The organism is Gilliamella sp. X-23 (assembly GCF_057063545.1).
In genome coordinates this window covers 1-23281 of sequence record NZ_JBXSQG010000022.1, presented here as the reverse complement: position 1 = coordinate 23281, position 23281 = coordinate 1, and the positions used below count along the sequence as shown (strand labels likewise).

Here is a 23281-nt window from a genome sequence, read left to right as displayed (position 1 = left end):
CATTTACACAAGGGAATGAGGAAGATATACCACACTTCGCGTTAGTTAAATCCTTAATCTGTGACAATTGGTAACCTAAACTTCTACACCAAGATGCTTGGTTAGACTGTGTATCCTCTTTATCACCACGATTGACGAACCACTGCTTTAACACAAATCCATACTTCACCTCATTACCACTACTATTCCTACCCACCAACTCAAAGGTCTGTGGCAAAGATGGCAACGGAGTAAGCGGACTAGGATTACTTGAGTTTATTTGAGTACTACTTGCCCTAGGACCGCTTAATGTTACCTTCGTCCCACTTGGCTCCCAGTTAACTGTAGCTGTTATTCCACCACGAGAAACAGGAGACCACGTAAACTGACTTCCATCTATTCCTTCTGGCATCTCTAACTCAAAAGACAACCCATGTGCACCCGTTGTTGGGAAATTTCGGTCGTAAGATGATGAATCATTTGACTGAGTTAAAAAACCCTTATGAAAATCCCATATGTTAGCTGGGCCGGCGGAATCGGCTGAGCCATAAGAAGTAACCGGCCTTGCGTGATTCACAAAGTAACAAATACCAAGACTATTGTCATACGGGTTGATATAATATATCACCGTCTGACTGCTAAAATCAGTCCTATTAGGAATCCCGTACCGTGTTTTTAAATATCCCGCTGAACTTCTTAAGGTTACCCTATAAGGACCCTTACATTTAGCTAATACATCACTACGACTTACTGTATTACCATTATTATCCGTAAATGATACCGATATATACCCCGCTACACCATTTACAGCCGGCTCATCTCCATCATCATCACGCCAATAATTATACCTAGTGACCAAATCACTTATACTCACTGAATTCACTGATGATGGGACTATCATATCTATATCTCCCAGAGTATTCCCTGCATAAGGCAATCTTATTGGATTTGATACACTTGATATATTCGTAGACGGCATGATGACTTGGCCATCCTGCAACCTTATAGACAACAAACTGTCTGTATCTGTCGCCTTTGTTCGACCACCGTCGAACGTTAAATATGGCGGAGTACCTTCAATTGCTCTTGATGTATGTGTCGTTAATGCCACAGAACCCTGTGTATATGACAACAAGAACAGCACAAACAACGATAATTTAGGTAATCTAAATAATCTAAGTAAGCGGGATAAGTTTGGTAATTTAAATAGAAAAGGTAAGCGCCTCAACCTCGACGATAACCCTGCCGATAAAGTTGCCGATTTCGCTACGCGAAATGACCTCGGTGATAAAAATAAGAACTGTGTCTGATTTAGACTACAGTGAAATTGAAAAAGATTTAAGAAATAGGTTTGGCAGGCCAGGTGCCAGGTGCCAGGTGCCAGGTGCCAGGTGCCAGGTGCCAGGTGCCAGGTGCCAGGTGCCAGGTGCCAGGCATGGCAACTCATTTCGATTATCCTGTCCATAGTAACGCATTTCGTTCATTCCGTCAATTAATCTTTTGTTTTATTTGCATTTTTTATAATTAACTGCTCAACTAATGAGCTTTCTCTTGCTTTGAAAGCGATGAAATTATAATCGCTTGATTAATAATGTGCTACTTTTTCAGTTAAAAAATTGTAAAGTTTTGTTAAAGATAGAGTCAGCCTACGTTGGCGGGCTGCTGGGGACGACTTTTGCTGGTGGTTTTTGGTTAAAAACTAACAAACAAAAACTCAAATAAAATCAATACCTTTCCTGACTGATTTTATTGAATTTTTTATTTTGTTGTTTTTTAACAAAAAATATCCCACACAAACCACTCAAGGTTATTTGAATACACTAAGGACTTAGTCAATTTTGATGTTTTTTATTATCGCTGATGTAAAGATTTTAAAATTATCGCTGTATTTAGATTAGAATTAGCAAGTATATTGTCATTTTTGTTTAAAAATGATGCTTTCACATCAAACAAACCTTGCTTTATTATTTAATTACTATAATATGGTCACCTCTTTGACGCGGGGTGGAGCAGCTTGGTAGCTCGTCGGGCTCATAACCCGAAGGTCGTTGGTTCAAATCCAGCCCCCGCAACCAATTCCTATCAATCCTTGATATATCCTTTTTCTAAATCACTATTTTGTTTTTGGCACAGCTAATAATGTTGCAACAGCTTCACTAATGCGTCTGGCTATGTAGCTATTGTTCATGGTGTACAAATGAATGCCATCCACATTTTGTGAAACTAAATCAACAATCTGATCGATGGCATAAGCAATACCCGCATCACGAAATGCATCAGGATGATGTTCATATTTTTCCATCATTTGTTTGAATTTTTTCGGTAAATTCACCCCACACATCGATACCATGCGCTCAATTTGGTTTTTATTGGTCACTGGCATAATGCCGGCTTCGATCGGTACATTAATGCCCATATCGTGTGCTTTATCTAAAAATGCATAAAAATAGTCATTATCAAAAAATAGCTGTGAAATAAGTTGATCAGTACCCGCATTGACCTTTTCTTTTAGGTGGATCAGATCTTGTTTTAGGGTTGATGCTTCAAGGTGTCCTTCTGGATAACATGCACCAATCACGTTAAAATCACCGTTTTCTTTAATAAATGTTACCAGTTCGCTGGCGTATCGAAAATCATCTTTGGGCGGTACATTCGGGCTGATGTCACCACGCAAAGCAAGCACATTATCAATCCCTGCACATTTAAGGTCGTGTAGGATTTTTTGCATCTCGGCTTTATCAAAATTAATGCCCGGTAAGTGAGCAACACTTTCGATGCCATAAGTGTGTTTCACCGAGTGGGCAATATCAATGGTGGTTTGTCCATTTAAGCTACCACCCGCACCATAAGTGACACTGATAAAATCAGGTTTAAAATAACCAAGTTCTCGCAGAGTGCTGTAGATGGTTTCTAAAGGTGATGTTTTTTTAGGTGGAAAAACTTCAAAAGAGAACACCGTTTTTTTATTAAATAATAGATTTGTTTTCATTTGTATCATCCATTCGTTATATCGCTTATTTTCCTTATTGACATTTCCGCCGCCCAAATAGGCGGCGGAATTGTCAGACATCGTAAAATACGATGCCTTAATAAATAAGCTCAGTTCTTTATAAAACAGTGCTTAATTGAGTGTTTTCCTTACTGCTAATGTAGCTTCAACAAGATGCTGTAAGCTTTCAACCACTTCTTTTTCACCACGTGTTTTTAAACCACAGTCTGGGTTAATCCATAATTTTTGTTTATCGATCTTCGCCAGTAATTTTTCGATCGTCGCTTTAATTTCAGCAACAGGTGGAACGCGTGGCGAATGGATATCGTAAACACCCGGCCCAACTTCGGTTTTAAAATTATTGGCATTGAGCACATCAATTAATTGCAGATTAGAGCGAGAAGCTTCGAACGAAATTACATCAGCATCCATGGCATCAATATCTTTAATGATGTCAGCAAATTCGCTATAACACATATGCGTATGAATTTGAGTATCAGCTTGGACTTTGCTGTGTACTAATCTAAATGCCGGAATCGCCCAATCAAGATATTCGCTGTTCCAATCCGCTTTACGCAGTGGTAATTTTTCTTTTAACGCGGCTTCGTCAATTTGGATAATCTTAATGCCAGCAGCTTCAAGATCTAACACTTCATCACCAATGGCCAATCCAATTTGGAATACCGATTCTTTTTGCGAAATATCCTCACGTGGGAATGACCAGTTAAGAATCGTTACCGGTCCAGTTAACATCCCTTTAACTGGTTTATCAGTCAGGCTTTGTGCATATTTTGAATATTCAACCGTAATCGGTTTAGATCGTGAAATATCACCCCAAACAATCGGTGGCTTAACGCAACGTGTACCGTAAGATTGTACCCAAGCTTTTTCGGTAAACACAAAGCCATTTAAGCTTTCTCCAAAATACTCAACCATGTCATTACGTTCAAATTCACCGTGCACTAACACATCAATGCCAATCTCTTCTTGCAATTTAATACACTCCGCAATTTTTTGTTGATTAAATTCAGTGTATTGATTCAAGCAAATTTCGCCTTTTTTGAATTTAGCACGATTTAAACGCACATCAGGTGTTTGTGGGAATGAGCCAATGGTTGTAGTTGGTAATAGTGGTAAATTAAAGGCCTTTTTCTGCGCCGCTTCACGCACTGAAAACTCTGGTAAACGGGTAAAATCAGACGCATTTAATGCCGCCACTTTTTGGCGAACCGCGTGGTTTGCACCTTCACGTTCACGGGTAAATAGTGTTTGATTAGCTTTATAAGTCGCATTATTTTCAGGATTTGCTTCTTTAAATAACTGACCTAGTTCAGCAAGTTCTTGTAGCTTTTCTTGAGCAAAAGCAAAATAAGCACGTTGTTGAATGGTTAATTTGGTTTCATTTTGCAATGTATAAGGAACATGCAGTAATGAACAAGACGTATTAATGACAATATTTGTGGCTTTTTGTTTGATTTTACCAAGTAAAGCTAAAGTTTTTTGGTAATTGTTTTTCCAGATATTTTTGCCATTAACAACACCAGCAAATAATACTTTATCAGCAGGGAAGCCATTATTTTCAAGTAAAGCTAATGACTGTTTACCTTCAACAAAATCAAGCCCAATCCCATCAAAAGGTAAAGCGACAAGTTCTTTATAACAATCACGCACATCACCAAAATAGGTTTGTAGAACAATTTTGGTGTTACCTTTAACTGATAAAATCGCTTGATAAAGTTCGGTAAATAAGGCGATATCATCTTTATTTAGATCAGTCACTAAAATTGGCTCATCAATTTGGATCCATTCAGCGCCAAGCGTTGTGAATTTTTGGATGATTTCTTGATAAGCTTTAATAATATCCGCTTTAAAATCACCAAGCTGTTTTTTACCTAAATACTGCGCTAATTTAAAAAAGGTTAACGGCCCAACCACAACCGGTTTGGTTTGCACACCTAGCGCTTTCGCTTCTTGATATTCGTCAAAAGGTTTCGTACCTGTTAACTTAATTTGTACTGAATCTTCTATTTCAGGTACTAAATAGTGGTAATTGGTATTGAACCATTTTTTCATAGCCAGTGCACGCACATCGCCTTTTTCACCCTGATAACCACGTGCCATAGCAAAATAACGGTCAAGTTCAGGTAAACCTAAATCTTGGTAACGTTTTGGAATAACATTAAGTAAACACGCTGTATCTAACACCGCATCATAGAATGAAAAATCATTAGATGAGATAAAAGCAATTTTTTGAGCAGCTTGTTGTTTTAAATGCTCAGCTCGTAACGCTTTGGCTTCGTTTAATAATTCGGCTTGAGTTTTATTACCTTTAAAATAGGCTTCTGTTGCAAATTTAAGTTCACGAAGCTTACCAACACGAGGATATCCAATAACAGCAGTATTCATTTTTATTTCCTTTTATCCATTTTTTTATAGTGATAAAAAGATAACAAAAAAAATAGGTATTGAATAATTCTAGTTTTTTATTGATTGTTATAGTTTTTAACTATATCAATTCAAATAAAAAATCCCACTATGGTTAAATAGTAGGATTTAATATTAACTGATGAAAGCTAAGCCAATTATTGACGCCACTCACCATGAATTGGTCTTGCAAAATGAGCAAGTACTGCAATCATACACACTTCGATCGATACACCCCAATAGATATGACCTAGAATTTCACTCCAAAGTTCATAACCATTTAAGTTCCATAACCAACCAACCGTACCTTCCGCATCATAAGCAGGATGGCGGAAACCAAGCAATGGAATTAAAAAGCCGTGCATCACAACAGTAATAATAATGCCGTACAATGCCCCATACCATAAGCGGATTTTGTTGCAATAATATGCACCTGCAACATAAACAAAGGCAAAAGCAAAACTAAATAACCAGTGATAAAGTGTCACAGCACCTAAAACGCTTGCCCCTTGGTAAATATAATCAAGCGAGTGGGAATTAATCCCAAGCCAACCCAGCCATGCATCAATATGTGCCGCAGGTGGAGAAATTTCACCAGGTACTCGTGGAGGCATATTAACTTCTGAACCCCATTTTACTAATGAACTGAAAAATCCGCCGATAATTGTTGTCCAAATAATAACTTGACGATTTGTTTTATTTCCAAACATACTTAGGTTCCCGTTGTTATGATAGATATGTATTCAAATTATACTCCTGTGTAATTTTAGATAAAAGAAGAATAAGTTGGGGGAGGTGTAAAAGTTATTGGTGATGAAATGACTTTCTTGCAATTGCACTGCCCAAGTTTTCCGTGCCTTAGTAGACTCTAGAGCTTTTTTATGATTTCCTCCTGAAGCTGAGCTTTTAAACTGAGCTGGGCAAACATCTGTTTAAGTTTACGGTTTTCGGCTTCAAGCTCCTTTAAGCGTTTGATGTCTGAAGTTTCCATTCCGCCGTATTTTTCCCGTCATTTATAGAAAGTTGAATTCTCCATGCCATATTCACGGCAAAGTTCTTTAACGGGAATACCAGCTTCAGCTTCTTTTAAAATAGCTACGATTTGATGTTCAGTCATTTTTCTCATATTTAAATCCTCTTTTACTTTTATCATAGAGAATTTTCTATTTTTTTGCTGTACTATTTTAGGGGATAGTTACAGTTTTATTTAAACGATAGAGAAAAAATGGATAAATTATTTAGATATTGTTTATTGATAGTCACTCAGTTTTTGTTAATATTTTTGCCTGTGCTTGCTGTTTATTCTTTTATTAAGGCTCGTAAACAAAATATTAAAACTAGAGATAATTTACAACATATTAGTCAACATTATTTTCTTACTTCTTTGTTTCATCGATGGAATAAAAAGAATTGTATAATGATTCATGCAATATCTTTAGGAGAAGTTGATGCAGCAATTAATTTAATTAATTCATTTGAACCAGAATCAAATGAAAATATTATATTAACAGTAACATCTATTCAGGCTTATAAAAAACTACATAAGAATAAACTGAATTTGAAAATATTATATTTTCCTTTTGATTCATTAATTCATCAAACTTTGTTTCTTAGTCACTTTCATATCAAAAAAGCAATAATTATTGAGCATGATTTTTGGCCAAACTTTCTTGCAGTAATGAATATGCTAAAGCGAGAGGTGATACTTTTAAATGGTCATATTTCAGATAAAACAATACAACGTCTTAGTAACAGGTATTATAGAGAGTTAATGTTTTCGCCAATTAAAAATGCTTATGTACAAACAGATGACCTTAGAACAAAACTGCTACATATAATGCCAGATATTAATGTGTCGGTTGTCCCTAGCTACAAACTTCCCTTAAATATTCGCGTTAATGGTGTTGAAAATATCACTTCCGAAAGGAAAGTAATAGCAATTTCTAATTTTCATCCCAATGAACTTAATACTGTTAATGTTCTTTTATCTAAATTAATTCATCTTGATTATAAAATAATACTTGTGCCCAGACATATTAATTTTTTTGATGATTTTATTCAGGTGCTTAAAAAGCAATATAATAATCAAGTAGAGGTTATATCGGAATGTAACGATATTGAAAATATATTGTCAGATATTGTTTTTGTAAAAAGTTATGGGGTTTTGAATCGCATTTATTCTATGTCACACGCATCGATTGTATTTGGTTCTTTTGACTCCTCTTTAAAAGGACATAGTTTATTTGAACCACTTCTTTATGGTGCTATGGTTTATTACGGCCCCCATTTTTCTTCTCAGAAATATATGGATGAACTATTACATTCTTTTATACCAGATATACAACATGACATAAATAGTATTTTTCAGCAGATAGAAAGTCTGACGACTCAAGATAGACTTCGTATTTATAATAGTTTTGTTAAGACCGTAGAACGAGAGGCAGTTATATTAATTAATCATTTTAGGGAGATAGAAAAATGGATAAGAAGCTAGATAATTTAAGTAGTAGTTTGATTTTTGATGCTCATAAACGTTTAGGACTAAGTGTAAGAGTTCTAAGTTATACATTGAATCCTATTGTTAAGAAAAAATATTTAGTAATAGATACAATCTGATGTTCAGTCATTTTTTTCATATTTAAATCCTCTGTGGGTTAATAAAGAGAATTTTCTACTCTTTTACTGTACTATTTTAGGGGATAGTTACAATATGATCGTTTAAAAAGAGGAATGTACATAAACCGTGTACAAAAATCGAGATACATTTCTTTGTCCTTAAAGCCCATTTAACTTTAATAATTTATTGACTATTTAAATCAAAATTCAATAAATGATAGTAATTTTGACAAACCAAATAGTAAATAACATCAAAAAGTTGCATACCTCCTAGGTGAAATAGTTTCGATTTCATATAAATAGCGCTTGTAGATATCCCCAAAACATTTCAAAAAATAAAAACAACACCCTGTATTTATTTACAGTATTTTTACTGCTATACTGCCAATATGATAACTAGCCTTATGTATTAATTTATTATGATAACTCAACTAACTATTAATAATTTTGCTATTGTAGATCAACTTCTTGTTGACTTTACTACGGGGATGACCGCCATTACGGGTGAAACGGGCGCGGGGAAGTCGATTGCTATTGATGCATTGGGATTATGTTTAGGTAATCGTTCTGATGCTTCATCTATTCGGCATGGGGCTGATCGTGTTGATATTTCGGCTTGTTTTGTGCTTGATGATACGCCAGCGGCTTTTGCTTGGTTACGCGAAAATCAACTTGATGAGGGTAATGAGTGCATTTTACGCCGAGTGATTAATCAAGATGGGCGTTCTAAAGCATTTATTAATGGTCGTGCGGTACCTATTTCGCAATTAAAAGATTTGGGGCAAATGTTGATTCAAATTCATGGGCAACATGAACATCAGCGCCTGTTACGCAGTGATTATCAACAGTTGTTACTAAATCATTATATGAATGAACCCACGTTGCTCGCCCAAATGCAGCAAGCCTATAAACAGTGGAAAGAAGCAACACGAGCTTATCAGCAGTACGAAACCTCACGACAAGAGCGTGATGCGCATATGCAGCTTTTGCAATACCAATTAAAAGAACTTAATGAGTTTTCGCCAATTGAAGGGGAATATCAACAAATTGACGAAGAATACAAACGATTATCTAACAGTGAACAATTAATCAATCTAAGCCAACAATCTGTGATGTTGTTAGATGAAGCCGATGAATATAACGTCAGTAATTTGCTTAGTAGTGTTAAAAATAGTGTTCAAGAACTAACCTCGCTCGATCCTGCGTTAAATAATGTTTATAACATGTTGGAAGAGGCATCAATCCAAATTAAAGAAGCAAGCGATGAACTTCGTCATTATAGTGAACGTTTAGAGCTCGATCCTGCTCGAGTCATGCAACTTGAACAGCGGTTATCAAAACAAATTGCTTTAGCGCGTAAGCACCATGTCACCCCTGAAACATTGCCCGATTTACATCAAACCTTGTTAGCTGAATTTAAACAGATCAATCAGCAAGATGAACAAAGCGAACAACTGAAAGCCGATATTACCAAATATCATCAAACCGCTGTTGACATTGCCCAAAAATTGCATCAAAAAAGATTAACGATAAGCAAAACATTAGCCAAAAAAGTAACCACTATTATGCATGACTTATCCATGCCTAATGGACAATTTAGTATCGATATCACTTTTGACGAAAACCGATTAAATGAAGACGGTGCCGATCAAGTCACCTTTTTAGTCAGCACCAACGCAGGGCAAAGTCCACAACCGCTTGCTAAGGTGGCTTCTGGTGGTGAGTTATCACGTATTGCCTTAGCCATTCAAGTTTTAACAGCGCAAAAAATGGATACGCCAGCATTAATATTTGATGAAATTGATGTCGGTATTAGTGGACCAACTGCCGCTAAAGTCGGCCAGTTATTAAGGCAACTGGGTGAATCAACGCAAGTGATCACTGTAACTCACCTGCCACAAGTTGCAGGGCAAGCAAATCAGCACTATTTTGTTAACAAACAGACCAATGGCAAACAGACTTCAACTGATATGCAAAAACTAGATAATACTGGTCGTTTAAATGAACTTGCTCGGTTATTAGGTGGCGACAAAATTACTGATGCAACATTAGCCAATGCGAAAGAGCTACTTATTATCTAACTGAATTGTGGTAATATAGCTCTTTCATTTAGGTGAGAAGGAGGCTTGATCATGAGTCTATCAGGAAAACGTATCTTATTAGGCATTACAGGTGGCATTGCTGCTTATAAATGCCCTGATCTGGTTCGTCATTTAAAAAAATGTGGCGCACAAGTGCGTGTCGTTTTAACTGATTCTGCTAGCCATTTTGTTACCAAAATGACGTTACAAGCGGTTTCGGGCAATCAGGTATCAAGTGATTTATTTGATCCATCAGCCGAGCTGTCTATGAGCCATATTGAACTGGCCAAATGGGCTGATTTAGTCCTCATTGCCCCAGCAACGGCCAATATTATTGCCAAAATGGCTAACGGCATTGCTGATGATCTGCTGTCAACAGTCTGCTTAGCAACCCCATCGCCAATTGTTATAGCGCCAGCCATGAATCAACAAATGTATAAAGCAGCAGCAACGCAACATAACTTATCAGTATTGGCCTCAAGAAATACCTTAATTTTAGGGCCTGACAGCGGCTTTCAGGCCTGTGGTGATATAGGGCCTGGGCGAATGCTAGAACCTGCAACGATTGTTGATAATATCAAACAGTATTTTACAACCACTGCTGCGCTTTCAGGTATATCCATAACCATCACGGCAGGCCCTACGATCGAAGAAATCGATCCAGTTCGTTACATTAGTAATTACAGTTCAGGAAAAATGGGCTTTGCAATTGCCAGTGCGGCGGCACAAATGGGCGCTACCGTTACATTAATTAGTGGACCGGTTCATTTAGATACGCCAAATGGTGTCAACCGAATTAACGTTAAAAGCGCTAAACAGATGTATGAAGAAGCATTAAATTGCGCGCAAAAATCAACTATTTTTATTTCGTGCGCAGCGGTTGCCGATTATCATGCCAAAACAATTGCGACACAAAAAATCAAAAAAACCAGCGATAATAACGAACTTATTATTGAATTAGTAAAAAACCCCGATATTGTAGCAAGTGTCGCAGCACTCAAAACGCATCGTCCTTTTGTGGTAGGATTTGCCGCCGAAACTCATGATGTCAAAACTTATGCACTAAAAAAATTAACTACAAAAAATCTAGATTTAATTTGCGCTAATGACGTTTCAGACAAAACCATCGGCTTTAATTCTGATCAAAATGCATTAACACTATATTGGCAAAATGGTGAGCAAACGTTACCATTAAGCAACAAACAACAATTAGCAACACAGTTACTTGAAGCAGTCATAAAACGATATAAAGCGAGTCATGATGAAAAGAAAAATTGATATAAAAGTATTAGATAAACGTTTAGGAAATGAATTTCCACTCCCTACCTATGCAACTGAAGGTTCAGCAGGTATTGATTTGCGTGCAATGTTTGATAAAACCACCGAAATCAAACCCGGCGAAACCATCTTAACGCCAACAGGTTTATCGATGCATATTGCTGATCCTAGTTTAGCTGCCTTAGTATTACCACGTTCTGGACTTGGTTCAAAAAATGGTATTGTGCTTGGAAATTTGGTTGGTTTGATTGATTCGGATTATCAAGGCCAGTTATTTGTTCCTGTTTGGAATCGTAGTCAAACGCCTTTTGTTATTGAGGCAGGCGATCGCATTGCCCAATTAATTATTGTTCCGGTTGTACAGGCAGAATTTAATATTGTTGATGAATTTGTTGAATCAGCACGCGGAGAAGGTGGATTTGGACATTCGGGTAAAAAATGATTGTGACAAATAAAAATAAAAATCGCAAAGAAGATATCTTACAGGCATTGGCAAAAATGCTTGAATCTAATGAAGGCACTCAACGCATTACAACGGCTAAATTAGCCGCAACAGTAGGTGTTTCTGAAGCGGCGTTATATCGACATTTTCCAAGTAAAACAAAAATGTTTGAAAGCTTAATTGTCTATATTGAAGATATTTTGTTGTCGCGCATTAATGTCATTATGCAAGAAGAGCCCAATACCTTTACACGCTTGCAACTTATTCTTGCGTTGATATTAGGCTTTTCTGAAAAAAACCCTGGATTAACCAGAATTATGACGGGGCATGCATTAATGTTTGAACAAGACCAATTACAAGAACGTATTAGCCAACTATTTGAACGAATTGAAATCCAAATCAAACAAGTTTTACGGGAGCGCAAAATACGTGAAGGTGTTGCTTTCATCACAGATGAACGGATTTTGTCTAGTCAGTTATTGGCTTTTTGCGAAGGCATGATGGCGCGTTATTCTCGTTCAGGTTTTAAATATCTACCAACTACTAATTTTGATACACGTTGGACTTTATTAGTTAAACAACTGGTTTAGCCAATTTTGCACTAAAACACATTGATAGAAATTACTATTCCGAATTACTGAGGATAATAAGATGAATTTTGAAGGTTTCTTAAATTACACCCTTAACTTTATCAAACGATATGATGGGGTTGTATTTAGCTATATCGCTCATTTCTGCTTTGCTATTCTTATTTTTGTTATTGGTAGAACGATTGCTAGATTTATTAGCAACCAATTAAAACGGATATTATTTAAACGGCACGTTGACCCAACGGTTGTTAAATTTGTCAGTGCTTTGTCGTACTATGCCGTTATTGTCATGACATTAGTGGCGGTTTTAGGCCAATTAGGTGTACAAACGGCTTCTATTGTTGCTATCATTGGTGCGGCTGGTTTAGCGGTTGGTTTGGCGTTGCAAGGTTCGCTATCTAACTTTGCGGCTGGGGTGATTTTAATTATTTTCCGCCCGTTTAAAGTGGGCGAAACGGTTGTGATTAATAACCAACAAGGTGTGATTGATTCAATACAAATTTTTTCAACATCAATGATCACATCAACCAACGAATTAGTGGTGATACCCAATAGTCAAGTCGTCAATACCAATATTGTCAATTATACCCGTTTGCCGGAAAGGCGTTTAGACTTGGTCATTAATGTCGGCTATGATTCTGATATTCAAAAAGTTTACCAAGTGTTAAAACAAGCGGTTGATAAAACACAAAACATATTGACCACCAAAGCACCAACCATTCGATTAGATGTGTTAGATGCTTCCTCAATGAATTTTAATGTATTAGTTTGGACATTAAATGAAAACTACGGAGCAGTAAAAGGGGATCTGCTTGAAAATATCAAAAATGGATTAACTGCAAATAATATTAATATTCCATATCCAACCATGGATGTAAATCTTAACAATAAATAATCCGTTATAAAAATGCCGTCGATACAAATCAACGGCATTTTTCATTATACGCATCGCAATTAAATATCTTGATCCATATTTAAAGCAGGCTTATCGCAATCAGGGCAACCCACTACTTTTGCGGGCACACCGGCAACGGTGGTATGCGGTGGCACAAGATCTAACACAACTGAACCCGCACCAATTTTAGCGCCTTTGCCTATTTCAATATTACCTAAAATCGTGGAATTCGCACCAATCATTACACCCTCACGAATTTTGGGATGACGATCACCATTTTGTTTACCGGTGCCACCTAAGGTGACGGATTGCAAAATAGAAACATCGTTTTCAATTACCACGGTTTCACCAATAACAATGCCTGTTGCATGATCAAACATCACCCCACAACCAACTTTTGCCGCAGGGTGAATATCTACACCAAACACTATCGCAATCTGGCTTTGTAAAAAAATGGCCAATGATTTACGGTTTTGCTTCCAAAGCCAATGTGCAATTCGATAAGCTTGTAGTGATAAAAAACCTTTGTAATAAAGGAGAGGGGTTGAATAATAGTTGGTTGCAGGATCACGAATATAAACTGCAATAATATCACTTACTGCAGATTGGATCAGGCTTTGATCAGCTTGATAAGCCTGCCGAGCAATCTCACGAATCTCAATAGCAGGCATTACTTGTGTTGCCAGTTTATTAGCTAAAATATAACTTAATGCACTGCCTAAATCCTCGTGATTGAGTAAAGTCGCGTGGAAATAACTTGCCAGCATTGGCTCGCTTTCAACTAACTCAAAGGCTTCTTGCCGAATGGTTTGCCACAGCCGTTCGGGTTTTACAACTATTTTTGCATCGCTCACAACAAGTCCTTATACACAATAACTAAAATTGTTCACATTGTTTCGCAAACTTAACCTAGAAGCAAGTTTTGTATTCATTTATCATCACCTTAAAAAGCCAAAAAGGGCCAATACAGATAGCATCACCTTATTTAAAAAGAGCCTCTTTGTAAGTGAAATAAAGTATATTAGCTCAAACCAAATAAAGGCATAAAAAAACAGATCTAAAACGTTGTTAAACCGCCAATGCCTAATCCCATTTTCAATTTTGTCTATTTTGCTTTTAATGATGACGGTTAATGCCGTCATTAAATCCTATAATAAATAGATCTATGACATCGGCATCATTTAAATTTGTATGGTTAGATTAAAATTTTTAAAGCAATAAAATATTATAACTTTCAACGATAATAAGAAAATTAGCCATTGTACAATGGGTTAAGTTCTATTATTATAAAAATATAATTTCATTATGGAGTATACCTGTGTAACTTTTTGCGCGTTCTTTCTATTAATAATAATTATAGTTACTCGCGTGATGCACAGAAGTCATATCTTTCCTATCAACTTTTGATAACCTTATAAATGCATTGCTTCACGCGGCAATTTTCCTTTTTTTCAGTGGTGATTAAATTCAATGCAATCTTTACGCACACAATGGTTTTCCAATATCAGAAATGATGTTCTATCGGGCATCGTTGTAGCACTTGCCCTTATTCCTGAAGCAATTGCTTTTTCAATTATTGCCGGTGTTGACCCTAAAATGGGGCTGTATGCGGCTTTTTGTATAGCGGTTATTACTGCTTTTGCCGGTGGTCGCCCAGGAATGATTTCTGCCGCTACTGGTGCAATGGCGCTCGTCATTGCCGGACTGGTTAAATCACATGGAGTTGAATATTTACTGGTCGCGACAATCTTATGCGGTATTTTTCAGATTATTGCCGGTTTTCTTCAATTAGGAAACTTAATGCGCTTTGTTTCTCGCTCTGTGGTAACGGGTTTTGTTAATGCATTAGCCATCTTAATTTTTTTAGCACAACTTCCTGAGCTAACCAATGTCACATGGCATGTCTATGCAATGACCATTGCTGGGCTTGGCATTATTTACCTATTCCCTTATATCCCCAAAATAGGAAAAATGATTCCTTCACCGCTACTTTGCATTCTTATTCTTACCGGTATCTATATGTATTTTGGCATGGATATACGCACGGTGGGTGATATGGGTACATTACCCACCAGCTTGCCTACGTTTTTACTCCCCAATGTCCCTTTTAACCTTGATACCTTATTGATTATTCTGCCTTACTCTCTTTCATTAGCCATTGTCGGCTTATTAGAATCAATGATGACCGCAACCATTGTAGATGATATTACCGATACACCGAGTGATAAAAACCGAGAGTGCAAGGGACAAGGTATTGCCAATATCGTGACAGGCTTCTTTGGCGGTATGGCGGGGTGCGCAATGATTGGGCAATCAATTATCAATATGAAGTCAGGCGGACGAACGCGTCTATCCTCATTTATAGCCGGAACGGTACTTTTAGTATTAGTTGTCTTTTTACAAGACTGGGTAAGCCAAATTCCAATGGCTGCGTTAGTAGCAGTGATGATCATGGTTTCCATTGGTACCTTTAGCTGGGACTCGATTAAAAACCTTAAATCATACCCACTTTCAACCAATATTGTGATGATCACAACTGTAGTTGTCGTTGTATTTACCCATAACCTTGCTTATGGCGTATTTGTTGGGGTATTACTGGCATCACTATTTTATGCCAATAAAGTCGCTCATTACCTACAAATTCAAACTGAGCAACCCAGCAAGGAACAACGTATTTATACCGTATATGGACAAGTATTTTTTGCTTCCTCGGCAAAATTTATTAGTTCATTTGATTTAAAAGAGGTGTTACAAAAGGTAACCATCGATCTTACCCATGCACATTTTTGGGATATAACCGCTGTAGCGGCTTTAGATAAAGTGGTAATTAAATTCCGCAAAGAAGGGGCACAAGTGGAAGTGTTAGGGCTAAATAAAGCCAGTAGTACAATTGTAGACCATTTTGGCGTTTATGATAAACCCAAGGCGAAACAAACGCTAAATAATCACTAAACCAATAGGTAATAAAAAATAATACGCTGCATTGATAGTTTTAAATCATGATTTATTGTTTGTGATTATGTGTAATAGAGCATTTTTAATACAAAAATTCACTGCCAAAAGGCAGTGAATTGGTATTACGCATAAATAGACTGCAATTGCCAACTTTCCAATTTTGTCACTTTCGCTTTTCCGTTTTCAGCAAAGAGGTTGATGACTCGCTCGGCCGGTAATTGCGGGTAAATACGACTAGTGAGACTATACAAATCATCATTAACAAAAACCTCGACAGATGAGGCATCAACAAAAATATGCAAAGTTAGCCTATCTGTTTTGGGCAGCGGTACACTACGATAACCGGTTAATTCAAGACCGGACAAACTGCGATCAAGTATAATTCGCTCGGATTGTAAATCAACATATAGTAGCGTTGCTTGTTTACCATCTTTAGTGGCTGTAAGCTGTAAACCAAAACGCTCGGCATCGCTTTGGATTAAATCAAACTCAACGTTAATCTCACAGCTAATCGATGGAATATCGGTGTTTTTAAGCTCGTTTTTTAAGAGGATATTACTTAGCGATTCTGGTTTTTCGCGCAATGCTTCAAGTTCTTTAATGGGGCGATTACGAACATAATTATCCTTATCTAAAAACAATTCACGCGGCAAAGTAAAAGCGCCGACCCATTTATCTTTTTTACTTGGCATGGTCGATTCCCACATATCCATCCAAGCAAAAACAATACGACGCCCATCAGCCGCAAGAAATGATTGCGGTGCATAAAAATCGTGTCCAAAGTCCATTTCTTGGAACGGTTTAATGATTGAAAATCGCTCGCCTGGTTGCCAATTACCCACAATATAACCTGATTGGAACAAATTACGATATTGATAGCCCTTCGCTTTCATACCTTGTGGTGAAAACATCAACACCCACTTATCACCAAGGGGAAAGAAGTCAGGGCATTCAAGCATATACACATTTGGATCGATATGACTCACAACAACCTGATCGAACGTCCAATTTGTTAAATCACCAGAACGATAAAGCAACACCTCTCCCACATTATCTGGGGTTCGTTGCCCCACCACCATCCACCATTGACCATCTTGTTGCCAAACTTTGGGATCACGAAAGTGCATAATCCCATCTTTAGGCGCAAGTACCGTACCGTGTTTTTCAAAATGAATACCATCTTGGCTACTTGCAAAGCATTGAGTTTGGCTTATCTGCTCGTCATCACCTTGGCCACTTAACCAAACATGTCCAGTATAAAATAAACACAGCTCACCATCGTTATCAACAGCAGAGCCCGAAAAACAACCGCTTTTATCAAATTCTTGATCAGGAGCAATTGCGATTGGTAATCTATGCCATATCACCAAATCATCACTAACAGCATGCCCCCAATGCATTGGCCCCCAGCTTTCATCATAAGGATGATGCTGATAAAAAGCATGATATTGCCCTTTAAAATAGATCAACCCATTAGGGTCATTCATCCAACCAAATTGTGGCGCTAAATGAAAATGTGGGTAATACTGCTTATTAACAAGCTGCGCTAATTTGTTAACCGCTTGGTTAGCTTTATCGATAGCACTAGACATACAATCCCCTTATTAACCCAATATTTGATAGCATTAATCGTAGCCGGATTTACCTGTTAACATTAACCTATGGTAAAATAGCTCACCAACAATGTGACAAATGTCATACTTTTTAAATATTATCCATGATTTTTTTGATCGACGATTTATCCTATTATTAACCTTTGATCAAGATATATCAAACAATAAAACCCTAACTTATTTATACAAAAACCGAAATATATTCACTGAATTTAACTAACCACAAATTGAGTCATAAAATGAATAATACTAAAGTTTGGTCTCTTGGAGATGCCGTTATTGATTTATTGCCATTTGGCGATATGAATTATCAAGCTTGTGCGGGTGGTGCACCGGCTAATGTCGCAATTGGTATTGCAAAATTGGGGTTACCTTCCGCTTTTATTGGCCGTGTTGGAAATGATCCTTTTGGTCATTTTATGGAAAAAACGTTCCTTGAATATCATGTTGATTGCCAAAGCCTTGAAAAAGATGATCACCATAAAACAAGTACGGTTGTTGTTGATTTAGGTCAAAATGGGGAGCGAAGTTTTACTTTTTTGGTTTCACCTTCTGCTGATCAATTTTTGTCTCAGCAAGCGATACCTGATTTTAACCAAGATATTTTGCATTTTTGCTCTTTGGCACTCGTGGGACACACTTGTCGGCAAACGCTTAAAACCGCCATTGAAAACCTTACCGCTAAAAATGGCTTAATTAGCTTCGATGTTAACTTGCGTGAACAGATGTGGGCAAATAAAGATGAAATGCGCACAACTATAACTCAATTTTGTCATGATGCCGATATCCTTAAGCTATCAGATGAAGAACTATTTTGGCTCACGCAATGCAATGACTGGCATGAAGCATTAAGTAAACTACAACAACACTATGAGGCGCCATTAAAGTTAATTACTAAAGGTAAAGATGGCAGTATTGCCTTATGGCAAGGCAAAACATTTTCGTTTGATTCTTACCATGTAAATAGTATTGATACTACCGGTGCGGGCGATGCCTTTGTGGCAGGACTACTTAGCAGTATTGCCTCATCAGGAATGCCTGAAGATAAACTCATGTTAGAAAGCATGATGACGATAGCTAGTGCTTGTGGTGCCTTAGCGACCACCCAAAAAGGCGCGTTAACTGCACTACCCGATAGCAGATTTTTACAATCCTTTATTAGCGATAATCCAACATTAACCGCTAAACAAATCGCTTAGTCAAGAAAAGCATGAATAGGGCAGCAACATTGAACATAATACTTTCAAAACGTCATTGCGATTGGCTGCCCTTACGACCTATTTAACTCACTGTTTATAAAAATCAAATCGCGTTTAGTGCTGACCACATTGCGATCTTGCCCACTGATCAATCATAAAAACTTCATCAATTGTCCTTGGCTCAGGGAAAGCTAATTGATCTAATACTTTTGCTACATTTTTGGCAATATCCATAAAACCAATTTCATGTTGCAAAAAAGCTTCTACCGCAATTTCATTGGCTGCATTAAGTGCCGTTGTGGCAGCTTGCCCTTGATTGGATGCTTCTATTGCCAATTTTAAACAAGGATAACGATTAAAATCAGGCTGTTTAAACGTTAAAGCCGAAATTTGACAAAAATCCAAAGGCGGTACACTGGATGGAACCCGATCGGGGTAAGACATAGCATAAGCAATTGGTGTGCACATATCAGGCACACCTAGTTCTGCCACCACACTACCATCTTGATAACGTACCATGGAGTGAATAATCGATTGCGGATGAATAATAATTTCCATTTCGTCGGCACTTGCATTAAATAACCAACGAGCTTCGATATACTCAAGTCCTTTATTCATCATGGTTGCCGAATCCACAGAAATCTTTTTACCCATCGACCAGTTAGGATGTGCAACTGCTTGCGCAGGCGTAACCGATGCAAGCTTATCGAATTCCCAATCGCGAAACGGCCCACCCGAACCCGTTAAAACTATTTTAGTAATGCCTTGTTCAGCCAAATTAGCAAAACCTAAATGATGCTGTACCGCCATTGGCAAACTTTGAAAAATCGCGTTATGTTCACTATCCACAGGTAACAGCTCAGCGCCATACTCTTTAACCGCTTGCATAAACAGATGCCCACAGGTCACAAGTGATTCTTTATTGGCAAGCAAAATACGTTTACCTTTTTTAATTGCCGCAAGAGTTGGTTTTAGCCCAGCGGCACCAACGATAGCGGCCATCACTTGATCGACTTCGGGCAACTGCGCTAAATCACAAATGGCTTGTTCACCGCTTAACACTTCAATATCCAATTTTAGATTAGCAAGATTTGCTCTTAGTTCCTTAGCCGCTTGCGCTGTTGCCATGGCAACGTATTTAGGCTTAAATGCCAAACATTGCTCAGTCATTTTGGCAACATTATTACCACCCACTAAGGCATACGCCTTAAACAGATGAGGATTTTGAGCAATAACCGCTAGCGTACTGCAACCAATTGAACCAGTCGAACCTAAAATTGTGATATTTTTCATATTAATACATTAGTTTTAAATTATGGTTATTGAAAAAAGAGATAAATTCCTTAGTCGGAGCTTTATCGGTAATAATTTGATTAAACAGCGTCAATTCACTAATCAAAGCCGGCTTGACTTGACTAAATTTAGTATGATCGGCAATCAAAATACGCTGATCAGATTGTTTCATGGCTTGCAACTTCATATCAAGTTCATCAAAATGATAACAAGTGACTCCTCGTGATATATCAACCCCAGCAGCCGAAATAAACGCTTTATTTGGGCAAATCGAATTTAATTGGCAATACTGTCCAATAGCGGTAAAAATAGCATTATTAACCTGATAATAACCACCACATAAAATTGTCTTACAATTAGGTTTATTTTGTAATGCTAAAAATGCGTTTAATGAATAACAGATAGCGGTAAAAGTGATTTCATCATCAATAGCATCAATGATAAAAGGGATTGTGGTACCGCAATCAAAAAAGACGGTATCGTTTGCAAAAACAAGTTTGCTAGCTAGTTTAGCAATATGTAGCTTTTCGTTAACTTGTTTATCTTGCTGATCGGAAACAAAATATTGCGTTGCTTGATGACGAACTTCACTAACAATATAACCGCCTAAAACCGTTAATGATGTAGGGATGTTACTTAAATCACGTCGAATGGTCATTTCGGAAACCGCTAACAACTTAGCTGCCTCTTTTAAATGAATCTTATCTGTTTTTTTTAAAATTTGAATGAGGTCATTAATTCTTTTTTGCGATTGTGTTTCCATTCAGATTCCATCAATATCAATAAGCGACATAAAGTCGCTTATTGATAAGTTTATTAATTAATAACTACTTGATGATGTGGTATCACCCGATACAATAGCAATGCCTGCGCTTGCACCTAAACGCGTTGCCCCTGCTTGAATCATTTTTTCAGCAGTTGCACGATCGCGAATACCGCCCGATGCTTTAACGCCCATCTCTTTACCTACAGTATCACGCATTAATTTAACATCCTCAACAGTTGCACCCGACACGCTAAAGCCGGTTGAAGTTTTCACAAATGCAACGCCAATTTCTTTACAAATTGTACAAACTTTAACAATTTCTTCTTTGGTTAATAAACAGGTTTCTAAAATGACTTTTAATGGCACAACGCCACAAGCTTTAAACACCGCTTCGATATCTTGTTTAACGGCATCGAAATCATTGCTTTTTAACCAACCTACATTAATAACCATATCGATTTCTTGCGCGCCAGCTTTAACCGCCATTTCGGTTTCAAACGCTTTAGCGCTAGTCAGCATAGCGCCAAGTGGAAAGCCAACTACTGCACACACTTTGACATCACTGCCATTAAGTAAACTTGCCGCTAAAGGCACATAGCCTGAATTTACACAAACCGAATAAAAATGATATTGTTTGGCTTCTTCACAGAGTTTTGTTATTTGGTCTTTTGTTGCGTTCATTGCAAGTAAAGTATGATCAATATACTTTGCATAACTCATAACGAGATCCTTAAAATGTTTTTGTAATAATGTTTTATTAAATATTATTAGTATGTAAATAAATAGGGATGTTATAAAAATAACAAATGTAGCCAAATATTGTTATTTTTATAACATTATGGCGTAATTGTTTGAAATAGTACAGATAAAAATCTGTGTTTGAGTTTTAGGGTTTTTGTGAAAGGAGTCATATTTGTGTTAATGCTTAGGGGGTCGGTGGATTTTGGGGTCGGAATGAGGTAAAGAAAATAAGATATTGTTTTTTTGTTAAAAACAAAAATAAAAAACTTTAATAAAATCAATACATTTTCTGACCGATTTTTGGGCGGGAAATTAGGCCTTTTGGGGTTGGTGAATAGGATGGATTCGGTACGGTGGTTTCGGACGTTTGAGCTTTGGGTGAACAAAATAGCCACAGTGACCACGTCCGATTTAGGGGATTTTTTGCGAAATCCCCTAAAAACCCCGCGCAAGGCTGCAGAATGTGGCCTGCGGCTGCCCGACGCCGCCGCTCGGTCTTAACGCACCGGCTATGATTCGCTCCCGGCGAAGCATAGCCTCGCCAAACATCCCTGTTTGGCGTGCTAACCTCGCTCTGTTGTCGGCACATTCTGACGCCGGAATAAAACAAACAACATAACCATCGTTTTTGGAAAGATTGTTGTGTCTTTATAATTATCTCGTTGATTTTATTTTGATTAAACGCCTACACGGCGTTAAGGCAGGGCATGTACTTGATATTTTTGATGAACTATTTCTAAACCGCCTATACGGCGTTAAGGGAACTTAAGATTTGATAAATCTTGCTATATAAAGATAAACAACAATTTCATCTTTGAAAACCCTTTTTTTGAGGTGTTTTATAATTTATTGATTTTATTTAATTTTAAATTATCGTTAAAAAAAGGGTTTGGAGCGGTTAAATTGCTGTTATTAGGGCGCTATTCGTGGTTTTGTTGATTTGTTGTATGTCGGCGCTTTGCTTAGGTTGTGTAAGCGATTGATTTTCCTTGAAAATACAAAAACAAAAACTTAAATAAAATCAATATCTTTCCTGACCACTTTTTGGATGTAATTTCATTGCCTTTTTACACAAAAACAACTCACAAAAAACACCTAAGGTTATGCTGTTTGTCTTATTCCGGCGTCAGAATGTGCCGACAACAGAGCGAGGTTAGCACGCCAAACAGGGATGTTTGGTGAGTTTGTGCTGCGTCTGGAACAAATTTGAACACCTGAGCATAGCGAAGGTGGCCTCGAAGAGGCGAGTATCAGGATGATACGAGTAGCGTAGCCGTAGACCACATTCTGTAGCCAAAGCGTGGGTTGTCAGGGAATTCGCTTTAATTCCCTGACTCGGACGTGATCACTGTAACCATTTTATTCGCCAAAGGTCAAAACGTCCGAAACCTTGCCATACTATAAATAGACCACAAATTTA

The 23281-nt window shown here is 37.4% G+C and carries 17 protein-coding genes, 1 tRNA gene and 1 pseudogene; 9 read left to right on the top strand and 10 right to left on the bottom strand.

What is annotated here, in order from left to right; genetic code table 11:
- Positions 1–1090 (bottom strand): hypothetical protein (locus tag ACYH9I_RS10940; RefSeq protein WP_483560741.1); only part of this gene is annotated, 1090 nt, incomplete at its 3' end.
- 887 nt (positions 1091–1977) lie between these two features.
- Between ACYH9I_RS10940 and ACYH9I_RS10935 the strand changes: the two genes are divergently transcribed.
- Positions 1978–2054 (top strand) — tRNA-Met (locus ACYH9I_RS10935).
- Positions 2055–2092: 38 nt separating this feature from the next.
- On the opposite strand, the gene metF is transcribed toward ACYH9I_RS10935, so the two are convergent.
- From metF to ACYH9I_RS10915, 4 genes and pseudogenes are all read right to left on the bottom strand, one after another.
- Positions 2093–2968: a methylenetetrahydrofolate reductase [NAD(P)H] gene (gene metF / locus ACYH9I_RS10930; protein ID WP_160404008.1), complete on the bottom strand. Its 876-nt coding sequence runs from the start codon at positions 2966–2968 to the stop codon at positions 2093–2095.
- A gap of 132 nt (positions 2969–3100) precedes the next feature.
- Positions 3101–5374, bottom strand: coding sequence for a 5-methyltetrahydropteroyltriglutamate--homocysteine S-methyltransferase (gene metE, locus ACYH9I_RS10925; protein ID WP_483560740.1), 2274 nt, complete (start codon positions 5372–5374; stop codon positions 3101–3103).
- Between the two features lie 176 nt (positions 5375–5550).
- Positions 5551–6102 carry a YagU family protein gene (locus ACYH9I_RS10920; protein ID WP_091349305.1) on the bottom strand — a complete coding sequence of 184 codons (552 nt, stop codon included), beginning with the start codon at positions 6100–6102 and terminating at the stop codon, positions 5551–5553.
- A gap of 161 nt (positions 6103–6263) precedes the next feature.
- A pseudogene (locus tag ACYH9I_RS10915) lies at positions 6264–6518 on the bottom strand (transposase); the annotation flags it as partial.
- Positions 6519–6617: 99 nt separating this feature from the next.
- Here ACYH9I_RS10915 and ACYH9I_RS10910 point away from each other — a divergent pair.
- The 6 genes from ACYH9I_RS10910 to ACYH9I_RS10885 all read left to right on the top strand — a co-directional run bounded on the left by ACYH9I_RS10910 (position 6618) and on the right by ACYH9I_RS10885 (position 13294).
- Positions 6618–7886 carry a 3-deoxy-D-manno-octulosonic acid transferase gene (locus ACYH9I_RS10910; RefSeq protein WP_483560739.1) on the top strand — a complete coding sequence of 423 codons (1269 nt, stop codon included), beginning with the start codon at positions 6618–6620 and terminating at the stop codon, positions 7884–7886.
- Positions 7887–8427: 541 nt separating this feature from the next.
- Positions 8428–10089: a DNA repair protein RecN gene (gene recN / locus ACYH9I_RS10905; protein WP_483560738.1), complete on the top strand. Its 1662-nt coding sequence runs from the start codon at positions 8428–8430 to the stop codon at positions 10087–10089.
- A gap of 51 nt (positions 10090–10140) precedes the next feature.
- Positions 10141–11367, top strand: coding sequence for a bifunctional phosphopantothenoylcysteine decarboxylase/phosphopantothenate--cysteine ligase CoaBC (gene coaBC, locus ACYH9I_RS10900; protein ID WP_483560737.1), 1227 nt, complete (start codon positions 10141–10143; stop codon positions 11365–11367).
- Positions 11351–11809 (top strand): dUTP diphosphatase, encoded by a 459-nt coding sequence (gene dut, locus ACYH9I_RS10895; protein WP_034909576.1) that lies wholly within the window; start codon positions 11351–11353, stop codon positions 11807–11809. Before coaBC ends, dut begins: the two co-directional genes overlap by 17 nt.
- Complete coding sequence (gene slmA / locus ACYH9I_RS10890) at positions 11806–12399, top strand: nucleoid occlusion factor SlmA (RefSeq protein WP_091349295.1); 594 nt, start codon at positions 11806–11808, stop codon at positions 12397–12399. Before dut ends, slmA begins: the two co-directional genes overlap by 4 nt.
- Before the next feature lie 61 nt (positions 12400–12460).
- Positions 12461–13294, top strand: a complete 834-nt coding sequence (locus tag ACYH9I_RS10885; RefSeq protein ID WP_483560736.1) for a mechanosensitive ion channel domain-containing protein — start codon at positions 12461–12463, stop codon at positions 13292–13294.
- A gap of 59 nt (positions 13295–13353) precedes the next feature.
- On the opposite strand, the gene cysE is transcribed toward ACYH9I_RS10885, so the two are convergent.
- Complete coding sequence (gene cysE, locus ACYH9I_RS10880) at positions 13354–14133, bottom strand: serine O-acetyltransferase (RefSeq protein ID WP_483560742.1); 780 nt, start codon at positions 14131–14133, stop codon at positions 13354–13356.
- Positions 14134–14764: 631 nt separating this feature from the next.
- On the opposite strand from cysE, the gene ACYH9I_RS10875 reads away from it, so the two are divergent.
- On the top strand, positions 14765–16246 hold the full coding sequence (locus tag ACYH9I_RS10875) for a SulP family inorganic anion transporter (RefSeq protein WP_483560735.1): 1482 nt from the start codon (positions 14765–14767) through the stop codon (positions 16244–16246).
- 125 nt (positions 16247–16371) lie between these two features.
- Here the strand turns inward: ACYH9I_RS10875 and ACYH9I_RS10870 are convergent, their stop codons facing one another.
- Positions 16372–17841, bottom strand: coding sequence for a glycoside hydrolase family 32 protein (locus ACYH9I_RS10870; protein ID WP_483560734.1), 1470 nt, complete (start codon positions 17839–17841; stop codon positions 16372–16374).
- A 260-nt stretch (positions 17842–18101) separates the two neighbouring features.
- On the opposite strand from ACYH9I_RS10870, the gene ACYH9I_RS10865 reads away from it, so the two are divergent.
- Complete coding sequence (locus ACYH9I_RS10865) at positions 18102–19061, top strand: aminoimidazole riboside kinase (RefSeq protein WP_483560733.1); 960 nt, start codon at positions 18102–18104, stop codon at positions 19059–19061.
- Between the two features lie 114 nt (positions 19062–19175).
- Here the strand turns inward: ACYH9I_RS10865 and ispC are convergent, their stop codons facing one another.
- Genes ispC through deoC form a run of 3 tightly spaced genes read right to left on the bottom strand, consistent with a single transcriptional unit; the run spans position 19176 to position 21840 of the window.
- The gene (gene ispC / locus ACYH9I_RS10860) at positions 19176–20354 is read right to left on the bottom strand and encodes a 1-deoxy-D-xylulose-5-phosphate reductoisomerase (protein WP_483560732.1); all 1179 of its coding nucleotides are present in this window, start codon (positions 20352–20354) and stop codon (positions 19176–19178) included.
- A gap of 1 nt (position 20355) precedes the next feature.
- Positions 20356–21117, bottom strand: coding sequence for a DNA-binding transcriptional repressor DeoR (gene deoR / locus ACYH9I_RS10855; protein ID WP_483560731.1), 762 nt, complete (start codon positions 21115–21117; stop codon positions 20356–20358).
- Between the two features lie 57 nt (positions 21118–21174).
- On the bottom strand, positions 21175–21840 hold the full coding sequence (gene deoC / locus ACYH9I_RS10850) for a deoxyribose-phosphate aldolase (RefSeq protein ID WP_483560730.1): 666 nt from the start codon (positions 21838–21840) through the stop codon (positions 21175–21177).
- Between the last annotated feature and the right edge of the window lie 1441 nt (positions 21841–23281).

Bases quoted from the DNA above. Each gene is read 5' to 3' on its own strand.
- ispC (WP_483560732.1), bottom strand. From the start codon at position 20,354: ATGAAAAATATCACAATTTTAGGTTCGACTGGTTCAATTGGTTGCAGT.
- dut (WP_034909576.1), top strand. From the start codon at position 11,351: ATGAAAAGAAAAATTGATATAAAAGTATTAGATAAACGTTTAGGAAAT.
- deoR (WP_483560731.1), bottom strand. From the start codon at position 21,117: ATGGAAACACAATCGCAAAAAAGAATTAATGACCTCATTCAAATTTTA.
- ACYH9I_RS10875 (WP_483560735.1), top strand. From the start codon at position 14,765: ATGCAATCTTTACGCACACAATGGTTTTCCAATATCAGAAATGATGTT.
- slmA (WP_091349295.1), top strand. From the start codon at position 11,806: ATGATTGTGACAAATAAAAATAAAAATCGCAAAGAAGATATCTTACAG.
- ACYH9I_RS10885 (WP_483560736.1), top strand. From the start codon at position 12,461: ATGAATTTTGAAGGTTTCTTAAATTACACCCTTAACTTTATCAAACGA.
- deoC (WP_483560730.1), bottom strand. From the start codon at position 21,840: ATGAGTTATGCAAAGTATATTGATCATACTTTACTTGCAATGAACGCA.
- ACYH9I_RS10865 (WP_483560733.1), top strand. From the start codon at position 18,102: ATGAATAATACTAAAGTTTGGTCTCTTGGAGATGCCGTTATTGATTTA.
- ACYH9I_RS10910 (WP_483560739.1), top strand. From the start codon at position 6,618: ATGGATAAATTATTTAGATATTGTTTATTGATAGTCACTCAGTTTTTG.
- ACYH9I_RS10920 (WP_091349305.1), bottom strand. From the start codon at position 6,102: ATGTTTGGAAATAAAACAAATCGTCAAGTTATTATTTGGACAACAATT.
- metF (WP_160404008.1), bottom strand. From the start codon at position 2,968: ATGAAAACAAATCTATTATTTAATAAAAAAACGGTGTTCTCTTTTGAA.
- coaBC (WP_483560737.1), top strand. From the start codon at position 10,141: ATGAGTCTATCAGGAAAACGTATCTTATTAGGCATTACAGGTGGCATT.
- metE (WP_483560740.1), bottom strand. From the start codon at position 5,374: ATGAATACTGCTGTTATTGGATATCCTCGTGTTGGTAAGCTTCGTGAA.
- recN (WP_483560738.1), top strand. From the start codon at position 8,428: ATGATAACTCAACTAACTATTAATAATTTTGCTATTGTAGATCAACTT.
- ACYH9I_RS10870 (WP_483560734.1), bottom strand. From the start codon at position 17,841: ATGTCTAGTGCTATCGATAAAGCTAACCAAGCGGTTAACAAATTAGCG.